Raw genomic sequence first — 19,042 nt, 5'->3', positions numbered from 1 at the left:
CACCGCACACCAGCCGGCCACCGGCCTCCTGATCGACCCGGGGCCTACTCCTCGGTCTCCACCCGCAGCCCCACCGCCGCCGCCAGCACCGGCGCCAGATCCAGCAGCTGCGAAGGACTGATGACCGCCCCGGCCAGCCGGTCCACCCCTCGCGCGATGTCCAGCTCGCCCGCCCTGCGCAGGTCCACGTCCGTCAGAGTCACCCCGGTGAGGTCCGCCCCCTTCAGCGCGCAGTCCACGAACTCCACCCGCTCCAGCCTGGCGCCCCCGAAGTCCGGCTCCACCAGGACGCAGCCCTCGAAGACGACGTCTCTGAGCTTGGCCTTGCGCATGTTCAGGTAGTCGATCTTGCCGCCTCGGATCACGACCCGTTCCAGCACGGCCCCGTGCAGCTGCACCCCGCCCAGCCGGGCGTCCACCAGCTCCACATCGCGCAGGGTCGACTCGGCGAGGTCGGTCCCGACTCCCCGCGGGCTCGTGAGGACCGAGTCGAGGATGCGGGCGTGGTGGAGTCTCGTCTCGTCCAGGGCGCAGCCCCGCAGCGCGCAGTCCATGAAGCGGGCGCCCCCGCCGTCCTGTCCGGTGAAGTCCTCCTCCTGGAACTCCAGGCCGTCGTAGTCCCCTTCCGGCCCCAACTCCCCCTCGCGGAACGGCTCCAGCCGCGGCAGCCGCACCTCGGGCCGCCGCGCGCGCTTCACGCCGCCCCTGCCCGGACCGCCCGCCCCGCCGGAACCGCCGCCCGCACCCATCGCTCTCCTCGCCATGCACCCATGCTGCACCCCACCACTGACAATCCCTCCGACCTGCGCCGACGCCCGCCAACTCGACGCCGAGCCAATACCGGGGGCCGCGCCGGCACCGCACCCCCACCACCCCCATGTCACATTCCGGGCGCCCAGGACCGTCGTACTCACAGAACAGGGAAGCAAGGCGACCCGAGCACGAGGGAGACCCCAGTCATGCACCGCATCACCGTCATCGGCGGCGGCTTCGCCGGACTCACCGCGGCCATCACCGCCGCAGAGGCGGGCGCCAAGGTCACCGTGTACGAAGCCCACCACACCCTCGGCGGGCGGGCGCGGACCGCCGAGGGGCCGTACCGGACGAACGAAGGACCGCACGCCCTCTACAACGGAGGCCCGCACTGGGCCTGGCTCAAGCAGCGGGACCTCATCGGGCCGCTCGCGCCGATCCCGCCCCTGGAGGCGGCCCGGCTGCGGCTGCGGCACCGGGGCGTCCTGCGTCGCACCCCGCCGTTCGCCATGCTCAAGCTGCTGCGCCGGGGGGTGCCGCAGGCTCCCGTGGACGTCGACTTCATGACGTGGGCCACCGGGATCGCCGGCGAGGAGGGCGCCCGTGCCGCCGCGCACTACTCCGCCGTCGCGCTGTTCCACCACGACCCCGGCGCCCTGTCCGCGGCGTTCGTGCAGGAGCGGCTGCGCCGGGCCACCAAGTTGCCGCCGGAGGCGCACTACCCGCGCGGCGGCTGGGCGACCGTGATCGACCGGATGGCGGCCCGGGCGTGGAATCTCGGGGTGCGGATGGAGACCCTCTCACGCATCGACAGCCTCGACGACCTGAGCACCGACGCGCCCGTCGTCGTCGCGACCTCACTCGACGCCGCCCGCCGCCTCCTCAGGGACGACTCGCTGACGTGGACCAGCGGGCGTACGGCACTCATCGACCTCGCCGTGCGCACCCGGCGCGGGGATGCCTTCGCGGTCTCCGATCTCGACGAGACCGGGTGGCTGGAGCGGTTCACCGCGCAGGACCGGTCGCTGGCGCCGGCCGGGGAACAGCTGATCCAGGGGCAGATCCCGATCGCCCCGCACGAGAACAAGGCGGCCGGCATCGCGCGTGCCGAGCAACTCCTCGACCTCGGTTTCCCCGGCTGGCGCGAGCGCGTCACCTGGCGGCGCGCGTCCGTGGCGAACGGCCGTACGGGCGCCGTCGACCTGCCCGGCACCAGCTGGCGCGACCGCCCGGCCGTCGACCGGGGTGACGGGCGCTACCTGGCGGGGGACCAGGTCGCCGCCCCCGGCGTGCTGTCCGAGGTCTCCTTCAACAGCGCGCTCACGGCCGTCTCCCTGGCCCTCGGCCGGAACGCCCTTGACCTCAAGCAAGCTTGAGGTTGAAGGCTGGCTTCCCGACAGCTTCCGAGCACATGGCCAGCTCCACGTGGCCCGTCCACGTGGCCCGTCTCCTGGGGGATCCCGATGCACGCCATCCGTCTGCACTCCTTCGGCCCGGCCGAGAACCTCACCCACGAGGAGCTCGACGACCCCGTACCAGGACCCGGCCAGGTCCGGATCGCCGTGGCCGTGGCCGGCGTCCATCTGCTCGACACGGCCCTGCGCGAGGGCATCCAGGGCCCGGCGCCCGAGCCGCCGGCGCTGCCCACGATCCCCGGCCGTGAGGTCGCCGGAGTCGTCGAGTCCCTCGGTGAGGGCGTCGCGCGGCTCTGGCTCGGCAAGCGCGTCGTCGCCCACCTCGGGTTCGCCCCGGGCGGTTATGCCGAACTCGCCGTCACGGACGTCGACCGCGTCCACGAGATCCCGGAGAACCTCGACTTCGCCGAGGCCGTCGCCATGATCGGAACGGGGCGTACGGCGATGGGGATCCTGCAGTTCGCCGAGCTCGGCCCGGACACGGTGGCCCTGGTCCCGGCGGCGGCGGGCGGCATCGGCACCCTGCTCGTGCAGTACGCGAAGAACGCCGGCGCCGTCGTCGTGGGGCTGGCCGGGGGGCCGGAGAAGGCGGCCCGGGTACGGGACAACGGCGCCGATCTCGCCGTCGACTACACGGACCCGGCGTGGCCCGCGAAGGTGCGCGCCTTCCTGGGCGGCCGGGGTGCCACGGTCGTCTTCGACGGCGTCGGCGGCGACGTGGCCCGCGCGTGCGTCGCCCTGCTCGCGCCGGGCGGCAGGCACCTCGTCTTCGGCTGGTCCGGACAGGGGCTGCACGACGGTGAGCCCTACCTGGTCGACGGCGTCTCCGAGAACGTCCTCGGCCCCGCGATGATGCGCCGGGCCGGCGGCCCCAACCCCGTGCGGACCCTCGAGCTGCATGCTCTCGCCGAGGCCGCCGCGGGGCGCCTCACCCCGGCCGTGCAGCGCTTCCCGCTCGCCGGGGCGGCAGCCGCGCACCGCGCCCTCGAAACCCGTGCGACCACCGGAAAAGTGGTGCTGGAGCCCTGACCGGCCACAAGCACTCCCCGGATGCGATACACCCCGAATCATGGTCTTCTGACCGGGTGACCGTCACCCGAACGGGTGAACACGCCCGGGACGTCGATCCCCGCCGCTGGTGGGGTCTGGTGATCATCGCGCTCGCCCAGCCCATGGTCGTCCTGGACGCGACCATCGTGAACATCGCGCTCCCATCCGCGCAGCAGGACCTCGGGATATCCGACGGCAACCGCCTGGGGGTCCCCCACGCCTTTAGGGCAGTGGGGGAGGGTGATCACCGCATACACCCTGGCCTTCGGCGGACTGCTCCTGCCGGGCGGCCGGATCGCCGACCTGGTGGGCCGCCGCCATCATGCTCCCGGCCGGTGTGGTCGCTGCCCTGATGGTGACGGCGAAACCCCCCGAAGCACGGCGCCGCACAGGAGGCGCAGATCCCGGAGCCGGTGGCCTGACCGCCACCCCCGACCGGCCTCCACAAACGGGGGGAGGGGCCCCACCGGACCGCGGAGCCCCTCCCCCACCCACCGCCCCGGCGGTGGGCATGTCAGTGCCGCCCGGCCACCCGGTCGGCCACCCGGGCCAGCCGCGACGACTCCCCCGCGCCGCTCAGCCGCTCCCGCCGGTCGGCGGCCCGGTAGGTGGCGTACAGGCCCTGCACACCGAGCCACCGCAGCGGCTCCGGCTCCCACTTGCGGACCTTGTGCCCGACCCAGGGCAGGTCGATCAGTTCGGTCTGCAGGCCCTGTCCCGAGTCCAGTTGGACGAGATCGCGGAGCGTGCGCGCGGCGAGGTTTGCGGTGGCCACGCCCGAGCCGACGTAGCCGCCCGCCCAGCCGATCCCCGTCGACCGGTCCAGGGTGACGGTGGCGCACCAGTCGCGCGGTACGCCCAGTACGCCCGACCAGGCGTGCTCGATGCGCACCCCGGCCAGTGCCGGGAAGAACCCGACGAGGATCTCCCGCAGGGCCTCGATGGTCTCGGGCTGCGTCCGGCCGTCGTTGTCGGTGCGCGAGCCGAATCGGTACGGCACCCCGCGCCCGCCCAGCGCGATCCGCCCGTCGGCCGTGCGCTGCGCGTACATGTAGGCGTGCGCCATGTCGCCGAGCGTCTCCAGGCCCGCCCAGCCCACCGACTCCCACTGCTCCTGCGACAGCGGCTCGGTGGCGATCATCGACGAGTTCATCGGCAGCCAGGTCCGCCGCTGGCCCTTCAGGCCCGCCGTGAAGCCCTCGGTGCAGCGCAGGACGTAGGGCGCGCGGACGGTGCCGTACGGGGTGACCGCGTGCTTGGGCCGGATCTCCGTGACCGGCGTCAGCTCGTGGATCGTCACGCCCAGCGCCTCGACGGCCGCCGCGAGCCCCTTGACCAGCTTGACGGGGTGCAGGCGCGCGCCGTGCGGCGTCCACGTCGAGCCGACGGCGTCGGCCACCCGGATCCGCTCGGCGGTCTCGCGGGCGCCGTACAGCTCGCGGTCCTTCTCGCCGTACGACAGCTCGTGCGCGTGGAACTCCTTCAGCCGCGCCAACTGGGCGGGCGTACGGGCGACTTCGAGCACCCCGCCCTTGTGGACGTCCGCGTCGATGCCCTCTTCCGCGGCGGCCCGAACGACCTCGTCAACGGTGTCGTTCATCGCACGCTGCAGCCGTACGGCGGCCTCGTGGCCGTGCAGCTTCGCGTACCGGTCGCGGCCCGCGATGCCGTTGTACAGCCAGCCGCCGTTGCGTCCGGAGGCGCCGTAGCCGCAGAACTTCTGTTCCAGGACGGTGATCCGCAGGAAGGGGACGGCCTTCTTGAGGTAGTACGCCGTCCACAGTCCCGTGTACCCGCCGCCCACGATCACCACGTCCGCGGAGGTGTCCCCCGCGAGCGGCTCACGCACCGCGGGGAGGCCGTCGTGCGCGTACCAGAAGGAGATGGCGCCGTTCACGGCACCGTTGACCGAGCTGCTCATGGGAGGACGTTAATTCGCGTGAGCCGATTCCGGCAGCCCAGTAGGGTCCGCAAAGTGATCGACATTCCGCAGGAGCTCACCGCCTCACAGCAGGAGTACAACGGGGAGGCGGGCCGTGCCTTCATCGCCGGGCTCCCGGACCTGACGGCCGGGTTCCTCGACCGCTGGGAGCTGACGGTCGACGGACGGCCGATGCACGGGGTCAGCGCCCTGGTCCTGCCCGTGACCCGCCGGGACGGCACCCCGGCCGTGCTGAAGCTGCAGCTCCTCGACGAGGAGAGCGAGGGCGAACCGGTCGCCCTGCGCCTGTGGGACGGCGACGGGGCGGTACGCCTCCTCGACCACGACAAGCCCACCGGCACCATGCTCCTCGAACGCCTCGACTCGTCCCGCATGCTCGCGCACCAGCCGGACGTCCACGAGTCGGTCCTGGTCATCGCCCGCCTGCTGGCCCACCTCACGTCCTTCCCGGCACCCGCCGGCCTGCGCCGCCTCGGCGACATCGCGCAGGACATGCTGGAGCAGACGCCCGATGCGCTGCGGCAGATCCCGGACCCGGAGGCCCGCCGTGTCGTCGCCGACTGCGCCGCCGCCGTACGCGAAGTCGTCGACGAACCGGGCGACCGCCTGCTGCACTGGGACCTCCACGACGAGAACGTCCTCGCCTCCGCACGCGCCCCCTGGCTCGCCATCGACCCCAAGCCCCTCGCCGGCGACCCGGGCTTCGAACTGTGGCCCGCCCTCGCCAACCGCTTCGACGCCGACGACATCCGCTGGCGCTTCGACGCCATGACCGACGTCCTCGCCCTGGACCGCGCACGCGCGCGTGCATGGACCTACGGCCGGCTCCTGCAGAACTGCCTCTGGGACATCGAGGACGGCGGCCCGCTGGACGAGGAGCAACTGGAGATCGCCAGAAGGCTGCGCGACTGACCTCGCTCACGCGCACGAGGTCGTCACCCGCCGACCGCGCCTGACCGGACGCTGCCCTTCAGCTCACCCACGCGGCAGACGCCGCCACCGCCTTCAGTTCCTGGGCCACCGCGTCACCGATCATCTCGGCGTCACCGGCGCGCAGGTGGCTGACGACGGTGAGTGTGTAGGCGTCGGCGGTGTGTACGAGGCAGAGGTTCGCCGTGCCGGGTGGGGACAGCTGCGGCAGGGGAACGATGCGGGCCAGCGGGCGGCCGTGCAGGCGGCTCGGGTTGTCACGCCACTTGAACGCGGTGCACAGGCTCGTGGTGAGCTCGGGGCGGGCCAGCCGCTCGGCCATCACCCCGGCCAGCCACGGCACGGTCCGTGCGGCGCCCTTCAGCGCGGGAAGGAACGCGCGGTGGGCGTCGCAGCGGCGGTCGAACCCCGCGACCTCGTCCTGGCATGCCTGCAGCCGGGCCACCGGAGACTCGACGTCGACGGGCAGCGGCATGCGCAGCGCGGTGACGCCGTTGCCGAGTTGGCCCGCGTTCTGGCGGTTCCGCAGGTCGACCGGCACCGTGGCGTAGAGGGGGGTCGGTGCGTTCGGCCAGGTCCGCAGGGGCCCGTAGCAGGCGTGCAGGGCGCCGGCGTACGCGCTCAGCAGCAGCTCGTTGAGGGTCGCTCCGCGCCCGCCGGCCGGCTGCCGTCGGGCGGCCCGCATCACCTGCGGGTCCAGCTCGACCACGGCCACCGAGGGCCGCAGTTCGGGCGTCGCGGGCAGGGACTGGCCGGGGAACCCGATGCGCCGCAACTCCCGGTACACGGTGCGGGCACCGACGCGCGAACGCTGCCGCACGACCGCGGCGGGGTCCGCCCCGGCCGGGACGCCGGGCCGCGGGGTCACGGCGTCGTCCATCAGCAGCCGGAACAGCATCTCCAGGGATCTGCCGTCCAGCAGCGCATGATGGGCGAGCAGCACGATGCCGTGCCGCGTGACCAGCAGCCGCCACAGGGGCCGTTCAGCCGGCAGCAGGTCGCTGACGCCGTCGGTGAGCAGGGACCGCAGGTCCTGGTCGGTGGCGGTGACGTGCGCGACGGGATCGAACGGCCGGGCCGTCCGCCATCGATGGCCCGACAGCGCGGCCGGTCCGCCGGGGCGCCGGAGCACCAGACTCATCCGGTCCAGCCCGCCCCACCGGTCGCGGACCCGGGACCGCACCTGCGCCAGGTCGAACGGCGCACCGGGAAACACCGCGGCGATACCGATCGTCCCCGGCATCCCGTTGCGCAGGTGCCCTTCCTCGACGGCGGTCAGCCGCATGCTCCACAACCTCTCGTGCTCTCGTGATCAACCGCGGGGTGAGTCGAACACGACACAGGCGTTGTGACCGCCGAAGGCGAAGCTGTTGCTGAGCACCGGCCCGTCCAGGATCTTGCGCGGTTCACCGGTGACCACGTCCAGTTCGCACCGGGGGTCCAGCCGCGTCAGATGGGCGGTCGGAGGCGCGAGCCCTTCCCGCACGGACCAGGCCGTGATCACCGCCTCCAGCGCTCCGGCCAGTCCGAGCCCGTGCCCGGTCACGGCCTTGGGCGCGGTGACCGGCACCGCACGCGGGCCGAACACGGCCGCGATGGCCTGCGCTTCCGCGAGGTCGTTCAGCTCGGTGCCGGTGCCGTGCGCGTTGACGTGGGTGACGGCGTCGGCCGTCGCACCGGCGTCGGCGAGCGCCTGCTCCATGCACGCCCGGGCCCCCGCACCGTCGGGGTGCGGCGCCGTGAGGTGGTGGGCGTCGGAGGTACGTCCGTAGCCGGTCAGCGTGGCGTAGATCCGGGCGCCCCGCGCGCGGGCGAGGTCCAGCCGCTCCAGCACCAGGAAGGCGGCCCCTTCGGCGAGGACGAACCCGCGCCGCCCGACGTCGAACGGCCGTGACGCGGAAGAGGGATCCTCGCACTCGGTGACCATCGCACCGGCCCGCCCGAAGGCGAGCGCGGTCGTGGGTGTCAGCGGGCTGTCATGGCCCCCCGCGACCACCACGTCCGCGCACCCCGCCCGGATCATCTGCATCGCCTCACCCACCGCATGCGTGCCCGAGGCACAGGCGGTGGAGATCGTCAGACTGGGTCCGGTGATGCCGAGGCGGGCACTGACCCAGTAGGCACCCGCGTTGTTCATCAGCCGGGGCGCGTAGAGCACATCGGGGTGGCCGATGCCGTTCTCCTGACTGATCACCCCGCCGTACCCGGTGCCGGTGACCACCGCCCGCCGCCCGGCACCGACGTGCAGTCCGCCGGCGTCCTCCACGGCATCCACGGCCGCGCACACGGCCAGCTGCACCGACCTGTCCGCCCGCCGTACCTCCTTGGGCGCGAGATAGCCGGTGGGATCGAAGTCGGTCATCGGGCAGGCGGGGTAGCGGACCGCGCCCTCGTCGTCGAACGCGTGCAGCCGCGTCGCCGAACGGCACTGCACGAGACTCTCCCAGAGCGCGGCCGGACTCGCTCCGGCCGCGCAGCGAACTCCCAGGCCGGTGACGGCGACAACGGGTCGGCCGGTCATCGGGCGAGGGGGGTGCGGGCGGCAGGGGTACGCAGCCGCACGATGAGGTCGGCGACATCGCCCACGGTGGACACCGCGGCCTTGTCGGTCCCCCGCAGGGACACCCCGAACAACTCCTCCGACGCCGCCTCCAGTTCGGTGATGTCCAGGCTGTCGGCTCCCAGGTCGGCGACCAGCCGGGCCTGCGGGACCACCGCCTCCGGCGGCACCGACATCACCCGCGCGCACAGCGGGCGCAGCGCTTCCCATACGTCGCCGTGTCCCGCTACGCCGCCGTGTTCCGCTTCCATGCAACTGCCTCCATCTCCTGGTGCCGTCAGGGCACTGACGGCGTCGCCATCCGGGCCCATGTCTCGAACTCCGTGACGACCGCCTCCGCGAGCCGTCCCGCGTCGTTCGGGCGCAGGTTGCACACCACGGTGAGCGTGAACGCGTCCCCCGCCTGGGCCAGGGTCAGGCTGACGGTGCCCGGGTACTGCAGGGGCGGCAGCCCGACCGTGCGCACCAGCCGGCGGCCCTGGAAGGTGCTCGATCCGCCGGGCCACTTCATGGCCGTGGTCGCGGTCGCCGCGAAGCAGGAGGGCCGGCTGCGGCCGGCCAGAAACCTGGTGACCCAGGAGCCCGTCCGGCGAACCGCTTCTGCGGCGGGGAACAGCACGTTCGCGTGGACGGCGGCCCGGTCGGGGACGGTGGCCATCGCGGCCTGGCAGGCCCGCAGCCGCGCCACGGGACCGTCCACGTCGACGGGCAGCGGAACCCGGATCACCGTGAGGGTGTTCCCGAGTTCCCCCGTGTTCGCGCGACTGCGCAGGTCACACGGTACGGCCGTGTAGACGGGCTCGTCCCGCTGCCGCCACCGCCGCACCGGACCGTACTGCGCGCGCAGTGCCCCGGCCACGGCACCCACCAGGAGCTCGTTCAGCGTCGCGCCACGGCCGTCGGCGGGTTGCCGGCGTGCGGATCGGATCGTGTGCGCGGGCAGTTCCGTCACCGCGACCGAGGAGCACGCCCGCCCGGGCGGCCGCATCGGCAGGGATTGCCCCGCGGCCGTCATCGTCCTGAGCTCGCGGCCCGCGGCCAGCAGCCCGGACCGCGCGAGCGGCACCGGCCGGGCAGACTCCCGTACCGTCACGGGGCTGTCCATCAGCGAGCGCATCAACGTCGCCAGGGAACGCCCGTCCAGCAGTGCGTGCTGGGCGACGAGCGCCAGGGCGAAGTCACCGCCGTGCGTCGCGTCCGGAACGACGAAGAGCCGCCAGGGCGGCACCCCGCCGGCGAGCGGCCGGCGCACGCTCTCCGCCCACAGGTCGTCCAACTTGTGCCGCGCCACGGCGACCTGCACGACGGGATCGAACGGCCCCGGTACGACCCACCGCACCCGCCCTGACCGCCCGGGCCGGCCGAACAGACCCGGCCGCGCCGTCCCGCCACCGCCCTTCGGCCCCTCGAGCACGCAGTTCATCCGCTCCATGCCCGCCCACCGCTCGGCGACGAGGGCCCGCACCTGATCCACATCGGGCTGCTCGCCGGAGAGGACCGCCGCCAGGCCGATGACGCCCGGACACCCGTTGAACAGCAGCATCTCGTCGGCATAGGACAGTCTCATGCGGTCTCTCCGGCTCGCAGTCCAAACGCCCGCCCCGTGATGGAGCGGGCGTTGAACCGAATATTTCCTACGGTCTACTTGAGCGCTCCGCTGTTGCAGCCCATGTCCGAGCCGAGGTGGCTGGGCTGCGCACCCGGGGAGCCTTCGCCGTTGAGGGCGTTGCCCAGCGCGCCGTTGATGAGACCGAGGCTGCCGAGGACATCGATGTTCATGTCGTGCGAGCGACACTCGATGCCCTGCGTGATGTCGACGTCGTGGGCCCGCGCCTCACCGTGGGCGAAGGCGGTACCGACACCGAAGGAGCCGACACTGCCGAGGACGGCGCCCATGAGGGCGACCTTCTGAAGCTTGCGCATTTCTACTCCGTTGGTCGAGCGGATGTGGGGTGCAGCGAAACGCTGTGGAACGGTGGCGAGTTACGGAACGGCTGTCAGCCGAGCCGGGGCAGACCCAGCTGGCCCACCGGAGGCGCCGCGACCTGGCCGAGGCCGAGCCCGGGCACCTGCGGTGCGCTGGCCGGCGAGATCAGCGGGTTGATGAGCGGGTTCACCTCAGGGTTCACCTGCGGGTTCACCTGCGGAGCGACCTTCGGCGCGGGCTCCGGGTTGAAGACCTGCGGTGCGGAGACCTGCGGGGCGACCTGCGGCATCACCTGCGGTGCCGTCTGCGGGGTGACCTGCGGAACGACCTGCGGAACGGACGGCTGGGCAGCGGCCGGCGCCGAAGCCTGCGGCGAGCCGGAGGCCTGCGCGAAGCCGCCCGAGGTGGCCGAGGCGGAGGCGTAACCGGACTGCTGCTGCGGGGCCGGGGCCGGCGCGGGCGCCGGGGCCGCGTAGTGGGGCGCCGACTGCGGACGCGTGACCTGGGCGGTGCCCGTCGACCTGGTCACCGCCGTCGCCTGCGGAGCACTCTGCTGGGGCGGCGCGTACTGCGGGGCAGGCGCCGGAGCGTACTGAGGTGCGGCGTACTGCGGAGCCGGCGCCGGAGCGTACTGAGGCGCCGCGTACTGCGGAGCCGGCGCCGGAGCGTACTGGGGCGCCGCGTACTGGGGAGGAGGCGCCGGAGCGTACTGAGGCGCCTGATACTCAGGAGCGGGCGCCGGAGCACCGCTGTACCCGACGGGATAGTCGGCGGCCTCGCTGACGCCGGCGCCGATGGCGGTCAGACCGCCGGCCGCTGCTACGACGAGCGCGGCCTTGTGAAGCTTGCGCATGGAACCCTCGGCCCTTCATTACCTGTACAGGGAAATCCGTTGTATTCAGTGCAGTCGTGCGTGCGCTCAGTCTGATATTCGTACTGCGCCCTTACAGGGGTAATGCCTGAGCTGTCATGTGGACTTCACGCCGGAGCAGGCAGCGGATCCTCTTGTCTCGCTCTGATTCCAGATCGCTGCCCTCTCCCAGCTGGCAACGAATTCCCTCCGGCCAGGTCACGGGATCCGAATTTCCGTCACTCCATTGCCATCGATCCGATAAAAGGCTCTGCGGCTTGTCGACGAATAACACCCTCTGGCAAACGGGTGACCACGCCCCGACTCACGTGACCCGCCCGGCAATTGGCTCGTTCCCCCCACAGGGTCAGAGCGATGGTCCATCGCAGCCGCATTTTCATACGTTCCAAGCACAGGTCAATGAAGGGCCGGGGTTCCATGCGCAAGCTTCATCAGGTCGCGCTCGTCGTAGCAGCAGCCAGTGGTCTGTCGGCCATCGGAGTCGCGCCCAGCGTCGCGGGCGACGTACCCCTCGGGTACGGCGGTGCTCCGGCACCCGTTGGACAGCCGGACACCCAGGCCGCCTCGTGGACCCGCTCGCAGGCGACCGTGCAGTCCTCCAACTCGCCTACCGCGCACCGGCAGGCGGCCCCGGCTCCGCAGCGGGGCGCCGAAGTCAGCCCGCAGGTCAACCCCCAACTGAGCCCGAAGATCAGCCCGCACGTCAACCAGCAGCCCGCCGCGGCGCCGGCCGGCCCGCTGGAGCAGGCCAACCTGTTCCGCCCGTACCAGGAGTGCAGCCCGCAGTCCGTGCTCAACGCGGCCGTCCCGGTCGCCGTCCTCGCCGCCGCCGAGACCCGCGGCGTCGACTGCGACCAGGCCAACAGCCAGGCGAACTCCTTCGCCCACGCCCAGTCGCGCTAGAGCGCACGGCTCGAGGAGCTCAACGAGCCGCCGTGACCAGCACTTTCATTTCACGCCACGGTTGGCGATGCGACTTCCGGGTGCTTCTGCGACGAGATCATGTGCCCCGGCGTGCCTACGGGACATAACGGGATACTTCGTATTAATCTTCCGTAACTGTACGAAGTCGATCTCCTACAGATCGCACCCACCTCACTCCACCGGAGATGACATGCACAAGCTTCGCAAGGCTGCCGTCGTGGCCGTGGCCATCGGCACCGTCGGACTCCTGGGCGCCGGCACGGCCACCGCCGACGGCCACGGCGGCAAGGACGGGGGCAAGTTCAGCGTCCTGCAGAGCTCCAACTGCAAGTCGCACGACCTGAACGTCGACGTCCTCGGCCAGGTCGGCGTCCTCAACGGCCTGCTGGGCAGCGCGCTCAACGGCGAGGGCGACCCGGGCGCGCAGGACACCCACCTGGGCTCGTCGATGGGCTGCAACAACAGCGCCTTCTGATCCAGGCACTGACGGTCGCCTAGTCGACCGAAGCGGGAAACAGGTCCCGGTACCGAGCCTCAGGCCCGGTACCGGGACTCTTTCTTGTTTCACACATACGCATCTTAATTCGCTCCAATTCCCTATAACAATATGAATTCCTTATCCATCGGCCAAGATGGTGAGACTTTCCCCGAACCGGCGTGCCGCCGATTTCTCCCAAATACTTCCTATTAGCCTCCGTAACTGTTCGAAGTCGATCTCTCAGGGATCGCACCCACTCCACTCCACCGGAGATGAATATGCACAAGCTCCACAAGGCCGCCGTCCTGGTCGCCGCTCTCGGGAGCGTCGGACTCCTGGGCGCCGGCGTCGCCCACGCCGACGGAGGCGGCTGGGGCCAGAAGGACAAGGGCACGGGCTCGAGCTTCAGCGTCCTGCAGAGCAGCAACTGCAAGTCGCACGACGCCAACGTGGACATCCTCGGCCAGGTCGGCATCGCGAACGGCCTGGGCGGCAACCTGCTGAACGGCGAGGGCAACCCCGGCTCGCAGGAGACCGGCCTGGGCTCGTCCATGGGCTGCAGCAACACCGTCGGCGGCAAGTGACCTAGAGCCGCACGCTTCCCCTCGGTGCCCCGGCCCTCAGGCCGGGGCACCGGTCTTTTGCCGACCGGGCACAGCCCCGGAAAGAACGAAATGCCGGACCGGGATCACACCCGGTCCGGCATTTCGTTCGCGCCTCGGAAGCGCCTCAGAAGTCCCTCAGAAGTCGAATTTGGGGAGCTTGACGCCCTTGGGCAGCTCCGCCCGGTTGTTGCATTCCACGACCGGGCCGCTCGTCGTGGACTCGCCCTCCGCCATGCGGCCCTCGGGGAGCGTGAAGCGCGGCCGCTCCGTCGTCGAGCAGTCGTGCTTCTGCTTGACGACATAGCCGTTGCGCTTGTCGTCGCGGACGACCTCGCTCTTCTTGACGCAGACGATGTCCCCCTGCGCGGTGATCGTGCAGGCACCCTTGGGGTCTTCGTCGGCGTACGCCGGCGCGGCACCGCTGTAGATCACGGCGAGAGCCCCGAGGAGCCCCGAAACGGTTGCGATCTTCTGTCGACCGATCATGTACGGCGTTCCTTTGCAAGGAGAAGGTCGGATACGGAAACTGCTGCAGCCCGGACGCGCACCCTGATGGGTCTGCCGCGCGTCCGGGCTGCATTTGCTAAGGGTGTTGTCCAGCACACCGCCGAAAACAGCTCGATCCGGTCCAGGAGCTGGGGTGCGGATCGCGCGATATGCATAACGGTGTTCCGACGGATTTCGATGCGCCCGTCGCGACGCTCCGAGGCGATGCCCTAAGAGGCCGACTGCGTCTCGCAGTTGGGAGCCACCCGCCTCGCGGTGGTCACGACGACATTCGCAGTGCCCTGAGACTCGCGCACCGAACCCTCGGCACTTCCTTACTGAGCGGCGTACGGAGCGGAGTACTCGCCGTAGCCGTACTCCGGCGCGGCAGCCTTGGGAGCGGCCTCCGGCGCGACCTGCGGGGCAGCCTCCGGAGCGACCTGCGGAGCGGCCTGCGGGGCAGCCTGCGGAGCGGCGTGCGCCTTGTCGGCCGGAACGCCCCACGTGGCAACGGCGTTGGCCGTCGAGGTGGACACCGCGGAGACGATCTGACCGTCAAAGCCGTCGCCCTCGTGAGCGAAGGCACTGCCGGCGGCACCGAAGGCGGACAGCCCTGCGACCGCTGCGGCTACGACCGCAACGCGCTGAAACCTGCGCATAGTTTGACCCTTTCTTCCCGGGCATGAAGCCCTGGTTGACTACTTAATGTGAGCATATACAAACGAACCGTAGCAATTTGGGACCTTTCACCCTTCCCTGTGTCGTGTCGGCATACGAAACGGCGGATGGCCGGACCGGGTTGACCCGGTCCGGCCATCCGCCGTCGGAAGCTCAGCCCAGGATGCGGGAAAGCAGCGGGCTGGCGTCGTTCGTGTCGCTGGTGTCGGAGGCCGGCACGGGCGACATTTCGGCGCAGGTGATGTGGGGGCCGATCCGCGTCTGCCCGTTGGACAGAAGTCCGGGAGTGGGCAGGGTCAGGGGCTGGGTGGGCTGGCAGTTCACCGACCGGCGGACGATGAACCCGTCACCCTCGGGGGTCTGACCCTGGACCTGCTGGGTGCAGATGATGTTGCCCTGGGGGTCGAGCGAGCAGACGCCCGGGCCCGCCGCGTGAGCCTGGCCGGCGCCGAGACAGGTCATGGCGAGGCCACCGAGAAGTCCGGTGACAGCCGCGATCTTCTTTCCGTTGAACATGTGTTGCGTCTCCTTTTGCGGGGGGTGCCCGAGCGCAATACACCGCGAACCGGCCGCGCCGGGCCCTGGGGAAATCGGAGAGACGGGTCCCCTCGTCCGGTTCACATCCCGGACGTTCGGGGCCGTTTCGCTAGAAATGAAGGACCGACCTGAGGGTGGCTGGCCCTCGGGGGACCAACCGCTCATCGGTGCGCCGGAGTTCAGGACAGCAGCGAACGCATACGGACCCACGGAGCGGCCTCGCGCTCCGGGCAGCCGCACATGAACGGGCCCCTTCGGGAGTGACCCCGAAGGGGCCCGCGGAAGGCGTCGCGCACGACTAAGCCGCCGACCTCAGCCAGTGAAGGCGTTGTTGAACTGGCCGCAAGTGGTGTCGAAGGTCTCGGACAGACCGAGCACCGCGACCGGGATGGAGGCCTCGCCAACCGTCTGCGGGCTGCACTCCTGGTACGGGCGGTAGAGGTCGGACACACTCGGCCCGCTCTCGTACGCGACACCGGTACCGGCACCGATGGCGGACAGGCTGCCGGCCGCCGCCGCGACGATCATGACCTGGTGAAGCTTGCGCATGGAACCCTCGGTTTTCATTACATGTACATTGAGGCTGATTGCCTACTGTGACTGAACGAACACTAGCAGTAGCGATGCTAATCCACTTTGAGCATGTCCCGTGTCCCAGCGGGGACATGAGGGTGTTCGAAGGTGCATTCGCGGACCGGCAAAGTCGCTCGGCGGGCGAATGAAATGAGGGGATGAAAAAACGAACCGCGGGGCGGTGTCATCGACAACCGCCCCGCGCTGATTGAGCCCCCTGTCGGATTCGAACCGACGACCTGCTGTTTACAAGACAGCCGCTCTGGACCAGCTGAGCTAAGGAGGCCTGCGCGCGCTGTCACGCACGCGCCCGTGCAGTGTACCCAGGTTCCGAGTGGGCCCTGTCGAAAATTTCCGCGAAGTTCACATGCCCTCGGGTACTGACAGATCAGGCGAACGCCAGGTACCGTCCAGAGCCAGTCCGCACATGTGGACTAAACCAACCACCTTCCTACAACGGATCGTCCGGCACGTTCCTGCCGGTAGAAGGGGGCCCATTCATCATGGCCACTGTCTCGTTCGACAAGGCGACCCGGATCTACCCGGGTTCCGAGAAGCCCGCTGTTGACGCGCTCGACATCGAGATCGAGGACGGGGAGTTCCTCGTTCTGGTCGGCCCGTCCGGCTGCGGCAAGTCCACCTCGCTCCGGATGCTCGCGGGGCTCGAGGACGTGAACGCCGGCGCCATCCGCATCGGTGACCGCGACGTCACGCACCTGCCGCCGAAGGACCGGGACATCGCCATGGTGTTCCAGAACTACGCGCTGTACCCGCACATGACCGTCGCCGACAACATGGGCTTCGCGCTCAAGATCGCCGGCGTGCCGAAGGCGGAGATCCGCCAGAAGGTCGAGGACGCGGCGAAGATCCTCGACCTCACCGAGTACCTCGGCCGCAAGCCGAAGGCGCTCTCCGGCGGTCAGCGCCAGCGTGTCGCGATGGGCCGCGCCATCGTGCGTGAGCCGCAGGTCTTCCTCATGGACGAGCCGCTGTCCAACCTGGACGCCAAGCTCCGTGTCTCGACCCGTACGCAGATCGCGTCGCTGCAGCGCCGTCTCGGCATCACCACGGTCTACGTCACCCACGACCAGGTCGAGGCCATGACGATGGGCGACCGCGTGGCGGTCCTCAAGGACGGTCTGCTCCAGCAGGTCGACACCCCGCGCAACATGTACGACCGCCCGGCCAACCTCTTCGTCGCCGGCTTCATCGGCTCTCCGGCCATGAACCTGGTCGAGGTCCCGATCACCGACGGCGGTGTGAAGTTCGGCAACTCGGTGGTGCCGGTCGACCGCGACGCGCTCGCCGCCGCCACCGACAAGACCGTCACCGTCGGTGTCCGTCCCGAGCACTTCGACGTGGCCGGCGCCGACTCGGACCAGGGCCTCGCGGTCACGGTGAACGTCGTCGAGGAGCTCGGCGCCGACGCGTACGTCTACGGCACCGCCAAGGTCGGGGGCGACGACACCAAGGACCTCGTCGTCCGCGTCAGCGGCCGTGACGTCCCGGAGAAGGGCAGCACGCTGCACGTCGTCCCGCGCGCGGGCGAGAGCCACGTGTTCGCGACCTCCACGGGCGCGCGGCTCTCCGACTGAGAGAGCGCCGACCGTCCGAGCCAAAGGCAGCACAACCCCGGGTAATTCACCCAGGTTGACGAAGAGGGCCCCGCAGAGCGCTGCGGGGCCCTTCTCGTTGTCGACAAATACCCCGGCATACCCGGCCATTTCGAGCGCTGTACGTCAACACGCCGCAAGGGAATGGGCACCTCCTCGTCCCCCGAAACGGTGACCAAATGTCGCCATATCAGTACTGAACGCTACCCTCACTCGCGTGAAGCACTCCACCATCCAACAGACACGACGCGGCCAGCGGGGCCCCGCCCGCCAGCTCGGCCGCACTCTCGCCCTCGTCCTGCCCGTCGTCCTGGTGCTCTCCGGGACGCTCGCGGTCACCCGGGTCAACTGGTCGGGGAACCCCTCGGACTCGGTGCTGACCGCGACCGACGTCTCGAGCGCGCGTGACACCAAGAACGCCGCTCCGCGCGCCCCTCAGGAGGTGCTGCGCGACCAGCTCCTGACCGAGCTCCAGGAGGAGGACCCGGGCGTCGCCCTCACCCACCTCCAGCAGGCCGTCCACGACCGTCCGTCGCTGGGGCGGCACTGCGCCTCGATCGCCCGTGCCCTGGGGCGTGCGGCGGTCCGTGTGTACGGGCCGACGCGGGCGCAGTCGTATGCCCGGCCCGTCTGCGACACCGCGTTCGCGTCGGGGGTGGCGGCGGTGCACGGCTAGCCATCCCCTTTTCGGAGAACACTGCGCTTCCGGACCGTAACGGCTGATTAAGGAACGGTTGCTGGTGAATGCCGTGAGCGGGGCGCCGCGTACAGTTCGGTCATGACTGATCCGAACGCCGCGTCCCGCCCCGTTCAAGCCGTTGTCCTGGCCGGTGGCCAGGGTTCCCGGCTGCGCCCGTACACCGACGACCGGCCCAAGCCGATGGTGGAGATCCCCGGTACGGGGACGCCGATCATCGGCCACCAGCTCGTCTGGCTCGCGGAGGAGGGCGTGACCGATGTGGTGGTCAGCTGTGGGCATCTCGCCGAGGTGCTGCAGGACTGGCTGAAGTCGGCCGAGCTGCCGGTGCGGGTCACGACCGTCGTGGAGACGGAGCCGCTCGGGCGGGGTGGCGGTCTGAAGTACGCGGCGGCGCATCTGCCGCATCCGGACCGGCCCTGGTACGCGACCAACGGTGACATCTGGACCCGTTTCTCGCTGCGCGACATGGCGGACTTCCACGCGGAGCGCGACGCGGTCGCGACGCTGGCGCTCGCGCGGCCCCGGATTCCCTGGGGCGCGGTGCAGACGGACGGCTTCGGACACATCACGGACTTCATCGAGGCGCCGCCGTCGACCTTCGAGATCAACGCGGGCGTCTACGTCTTCTCCCCCGCCTTCGCCGGCCTCCTCCCTGAGCGCGGCGACCACGAACGTACGACCTTCCCCCACCTGGCCCGCGAACGCCGCCTGGCCGGGTTCCCGATCCCGCAGGGCGCGTACTGGCGAGCCATCGACACGGCGAAGGACCTGACGGAGGCGGCGAAGGAACTGGCGGCGCTGGGGCGGTGAGCCTCCGGCGGGTGGGCGGGGGATGCCTGCGGCGGCCTGTGGCTGTGTGGTGGGGGTGCGCGTAGCGCCTGCTGTTTCGTCGTGGGTCGGGGCCGCGCCGGGGGGTGTCCGTCCTCGGACCGGCGGTCGCCTTAGGCCAAGAGGTACCGCGTGTTGACGCCGGCCACTGCGGGCGGACACCCCCCGGCAC

General features: G+C 70.7%; 21 protein-coding genes, 1 tRNA gene and 1 pseudogene. 10 read left to right on the top strand and 13 right to left on the bottom strand.

The annotated features are described in order from the left end of the window. Nucleotides 1-44 precede the first annotated feature (44 nt). The gene (locus ACWGDB_RS08130) at nucleotides 45-764 is read right to left on the bottom strand and encodes a pentapeptide repeat-containing protein (protein WP_453821668.1); all 720 of its coding nucleotides are present in this window, start codon (nucleotides 762-764) and stop codon (nucleotides 45-47) included. A 195-nt stretch (nucleotides 765-959) separates the two neighbouring features. On the opposite strand from ACWGDB_RS08130, the gene ACWGDB_RS08125 reads away from it, so the two are divergent. The 3 genes and pseudogenes from ACWGDB_RS08125 to ACWGDB_RS08115 form a co-directional block, all read left to right on the top strand. Then, nucleotides 960-2,129 carry an FAD-dependent oxidoreductase gene (locus ACWGDB_RS08125; RefSeq protein WP_453821667.1) on the top strand — a complete coding sequence of 390 codons (1,170 nt, stop codon included), beginning with the start codon at nucleotides 960-962 and terminating at the stop codon, nucleotides 2,127-2,129. Nucleotides 2,130-2,216: 87 nt separating this feature from the next. Further along, nucleotides 2,217-3,197, top strand: coding sequence for a zinc-binding dehydrogenase (locus ACWGDB_RS08120; protein WP_453821666.1), 981 nt, complete (start codon nucleotides 2,217-2,219; stop codon nucleotides 3,195-3,197). Nucleotides 3,198-3,253: 56 nt separating this feature from the next. Continuing rightward, nucleotides 3,254-3,536: pseudogene (locus tag ACWGDB_RS08115) on the top strand (hypothetical protein); the annotation flags it as partial. A 196-nt stretch (nucleotides 3,537-3,732) separates the two neighbouring features. Here the strand turns inward: ACWGDB_RS08115 and ACWGDB_RS08110 are convergent. After that, nucleotides 3,733-5,139 (bottom strand): NAD(P)/FAD-dependent oxidoreductase, encoded by a 1,407-nt coding sequence (locus ACWGDB_RS08110; RefSeq protein ID WP_453821665.1) that lies wholly within the window; start codon nucleotides 5,137-5,139, stop codon nucleotides 3,733-3,735. Between the two features lie 18 nt (nucleotides 5,140-5,157). Between ACWGDB_RS08110 and ACWGDB_RS08105 the strand changes: the two genes are divergently transcribed. Next, complete coding sequence (locus ACWGDB_RS08105) at nucleotides 5,158-6,072, top strand: aminoglycoside phosphotransferase family protein (protein ID WP_453821664.1); 915 nt, start codon at nucleotides 5,158-5,160, stop codon at nucleotides 6,070-6,072. A gap of 58 nt (nucleotides 6,073-6,130) precedes the next feature. Here ACWGDB_RS08105 and ACWGDB_RS08100 read toward each other — a convergent pair whose 3' ends face one another. The 6 genes from ACWGDB_RS08100 to ACWGDB_RS08075 all read right to left on the bottom strand — a co-directional run bounded on the left by ACWGDB_RS08100 (nucleotide 6,131) and on the right by ACWGDB_RS08075 (nucleotide 11,430). Next, entirely contained in the window at nucleotides 6,131-7,375 is a 1,245-nt protein-coding gene (locus ACWGDB_RS08100; RefSeq protein ID WP_453821663.1) for a wax ester/triacylglycerol synthase domain-containing protein, read from the bottom strand. Between the two features lie 27 nt (nucleotides 7,376-7,402). Continuing rightward, a complete protein-coding gene (locus ACWGDB_RS08095; RefSeq protein ID WP_453821662.1) occupies nucleotides 7,403-8,611 on the bottom strand; it encodes a beta-ketoacyl-[acyl-carrier-protein] synthase family protein in 1,209 nt (402 codons plus the stop codon). Next, nucleotides 8,608-8,901, bottom strand: a complete 294-nt coding sequence (locus ACWGDB_RS08090; RefSeq protein ID WP_383607073.1) for an acyl carrier protein — start codon at nucleotides 8,899-8,901, stop codon at nucleotides 8,608-8,610. Before ACWGDB_RS08090 ends, ACWGDB_RS08095 begins: the two co-directional genes overlap by 4 nt. A gap of 26 nt (nucleotides 8,902-8,927) precedes the next feature. Continuing rightward, complete coding sequence (locus ACWGDB_RS08085) at nucleotides 8,928-10,217, bottom strand: WS/DGAT domain-containing protein (RefSeq protein WP_453821661.1); 1,290 nt, start codon at nucleotides 10,215-10,217, stop codon at nucleotides 8,928-8,930. A 74-nt stretch (nucleotides 10,218-10,291) separates the two neighbouring features. Further along, nucleotides 10,292-10,573 carry a hypothetical protein gene (locus tag ACWGDB_RS08080; protein WP_383607079.1) on the bottom strand — a complete coding sequence of 94 codons (282 nt, stop codon included), beginning with the start codon at nucleotides 10,571-10,573 and terminating at the stop codon, nucleotides 10,292-10,294. A gap of 74 nt (nucleotides 10,574-10,647) precedes the next feature. After that, nucleotides 10,648-11,430 (bottom strand): hypothetical protein, encoded by a 783-nt coding sequence (locus ACWGDB_RS08075; RefSeq protein ID WP_453821660.1) that lies wholly within the window; start codon nucleotides 11,428-11,430, stop codon nucleotides 10,648-10,650. 435 nt (nucleotides 11,431-11,865) lie between these two features. On the opposite strand from ACWGDB_RS08075, the gene ACWGDB_RS08070 reads away from it, so the two are divergent. From ACWGDB_RS08070 to ACWGDB_RS08060, 3 genes are all read left to right on the top strand, one after another. Then, nucleotides 11,866-12,351 carry a hypothetical protein gene (locus tag ACWGDB_RS08070; protein ID WP_453821659.1) on the top strand — a complete coding sequence of 162 codons (486 nt, stop codon included), beginning with the start codon at nucleotides 11,866-11,868 and terminating at the stop codon, nucleotides 12,349-12,351. A gap of 211 nt (nucleotides 12,352-12,562) precedes the next feature. After that, nucleotides 12,563-12,847, top strand: a complete 285-nt coding sequence (locus ACWGDB_RS08065) for a hypothetical protein (protein WP_328426779.1) — start codon at nucleotides 12,563-12,565, stop codon at nucleotides 12,845-12,847. Nucleotides 12,848-13,128: 281 nt separating this feature from the next. Next, the gene (locus ACWGDB_RS08060) at nucleotides 13,129-13,434 is read left to right on the top strand and encodes a hypothetical protein (protein WP_453821658.1); all 306 of its coding nucleotides are present in this window, start codon (nucleotides 13,129-13,131) and stop codon (nucleotides 13,432-13,434) included. Nucleotides 13,435-13,590: 156 nt separating this feature from the next. Here the strand turns inward: ACWGDB_RS08060 and ACWGDB_RS08055 are convergent, their stop codons facing one another. The 5 genes from ACWGDB_RS08055 to ACWGDB_RS08035 all read right to left on the bottom strand — a co-directional run bounded on the left by ACWGDB_RS08055 (nucleotide 13,591) and on the right by ACWGDB_RS08035 (nucleotide 16,015). Beyond that, nucleotides 13,591-13,941 carry a hypothetical protein gene (locus ACWGDB_RS08055; protein ID WP_453821657.1) on the bottom strand — a complete coding sequence of 117 codons (351 nt, stop codon included), beginning with the start codon at nucleotides 13,939-13,941 and terminating at the stop codon, nucleotides 13,591-13,593. Nucleotides 13,942-14,276: 335 nt separating this feature from the next. Continuing rightward, entirely contained in the window at nucleotides 14,277-14,600 is a 324-nt protein-coding gene (locus tag ACWGDB_RS08050; RefSeq protein WP_453821656.1) for a hypothetical protein, read from the bottom strand. Between the two features lie 172 nt (nucleotides 14,601-14,772). Beyond that, on the bottom strand, nucleotides 14,773-15,135 hold the full coding sequence (locus ACWGDB_RS08045; protein ID WP_453821655.1) for a hypothetical protein: 363 nt from the start codon (nucleotides 15,133-15,135) through the stop codon (nucleotides 14,773-14,775). A 333-nt stretch (nucleotides 15,136-15,468) separates the two neighbouring features. Then, on the bottom strand, nucleotides 15,469-15,705 hold the full coding sequence (locus ACWGDB_RS08040; RefSeq protein ID WP_369271890.1) for a hypothetical protein: 237 nt from the start codon (nucleotides 15,703-15,705) through the stop codon (nucleotides 15,469-15,471). A 235-nt stretch (nucleotides 15,706-15,940) separates the two neighbouring features. Next, nucleotides 15,941-16,015, bottom strand: a tRNA-Thr gene (locus tag ACWGDB_RS08035). A 217-nt stretch (nucleotides 16,016-16,232) separates the two neighbouring features. Between ACWGDB_RS08035 and ACWGDB_RS08030 the strand changes: the two genes are divergently transcribed. From ACWGDB_RS08030 to ACWGDB_RS08020, 3 genes are all read left to right on the top strand, one after another. Then, nucleotides 16,233-17,324 (top strand): ABC transporter ATP-binding protein, encoded by a 1,092-nt coding sequence (locus ACWGDB_RS08030; protein WP_328880817.1) that lies wholly within the window; start codon nucleotides 16,233-16,235, stop codon nucleotides 17,322-17,324. A 235-nt stretch (nucleotides 17,325-17,559) separates the two neighbouring features. Further along, entirely contained in the window at nucleotides 17,560-18,018 is a 459-nt protein-coding gene (locus ACWGDB_RS08025; RefSeq protein ID WP_453821654.1) for a hypothetical protein, read from the top strand. A 102-nt stretch (nucleotides 18,019-18,120) separates the two neighbouring features. Then, a complete protein-coding gene (locus tag ACWGDB_RS08020; RefSeq protein ID WP_383607108.1) occupies nucleotides 18,121-18,852 on the top strand; it encodes a nucleotidyltransferase family protein in 732 nt (243 codons plus the stop codon). Nucleotides 18,853-19,042 lie beyond the last annotated feature (190 nt).

Source organism: Streptomyces sp. NPDC055013 (assembly GCF_053608645.1).
This window is presented reverse-complemented; position numbering and strand designations above follow the sequence as displayed.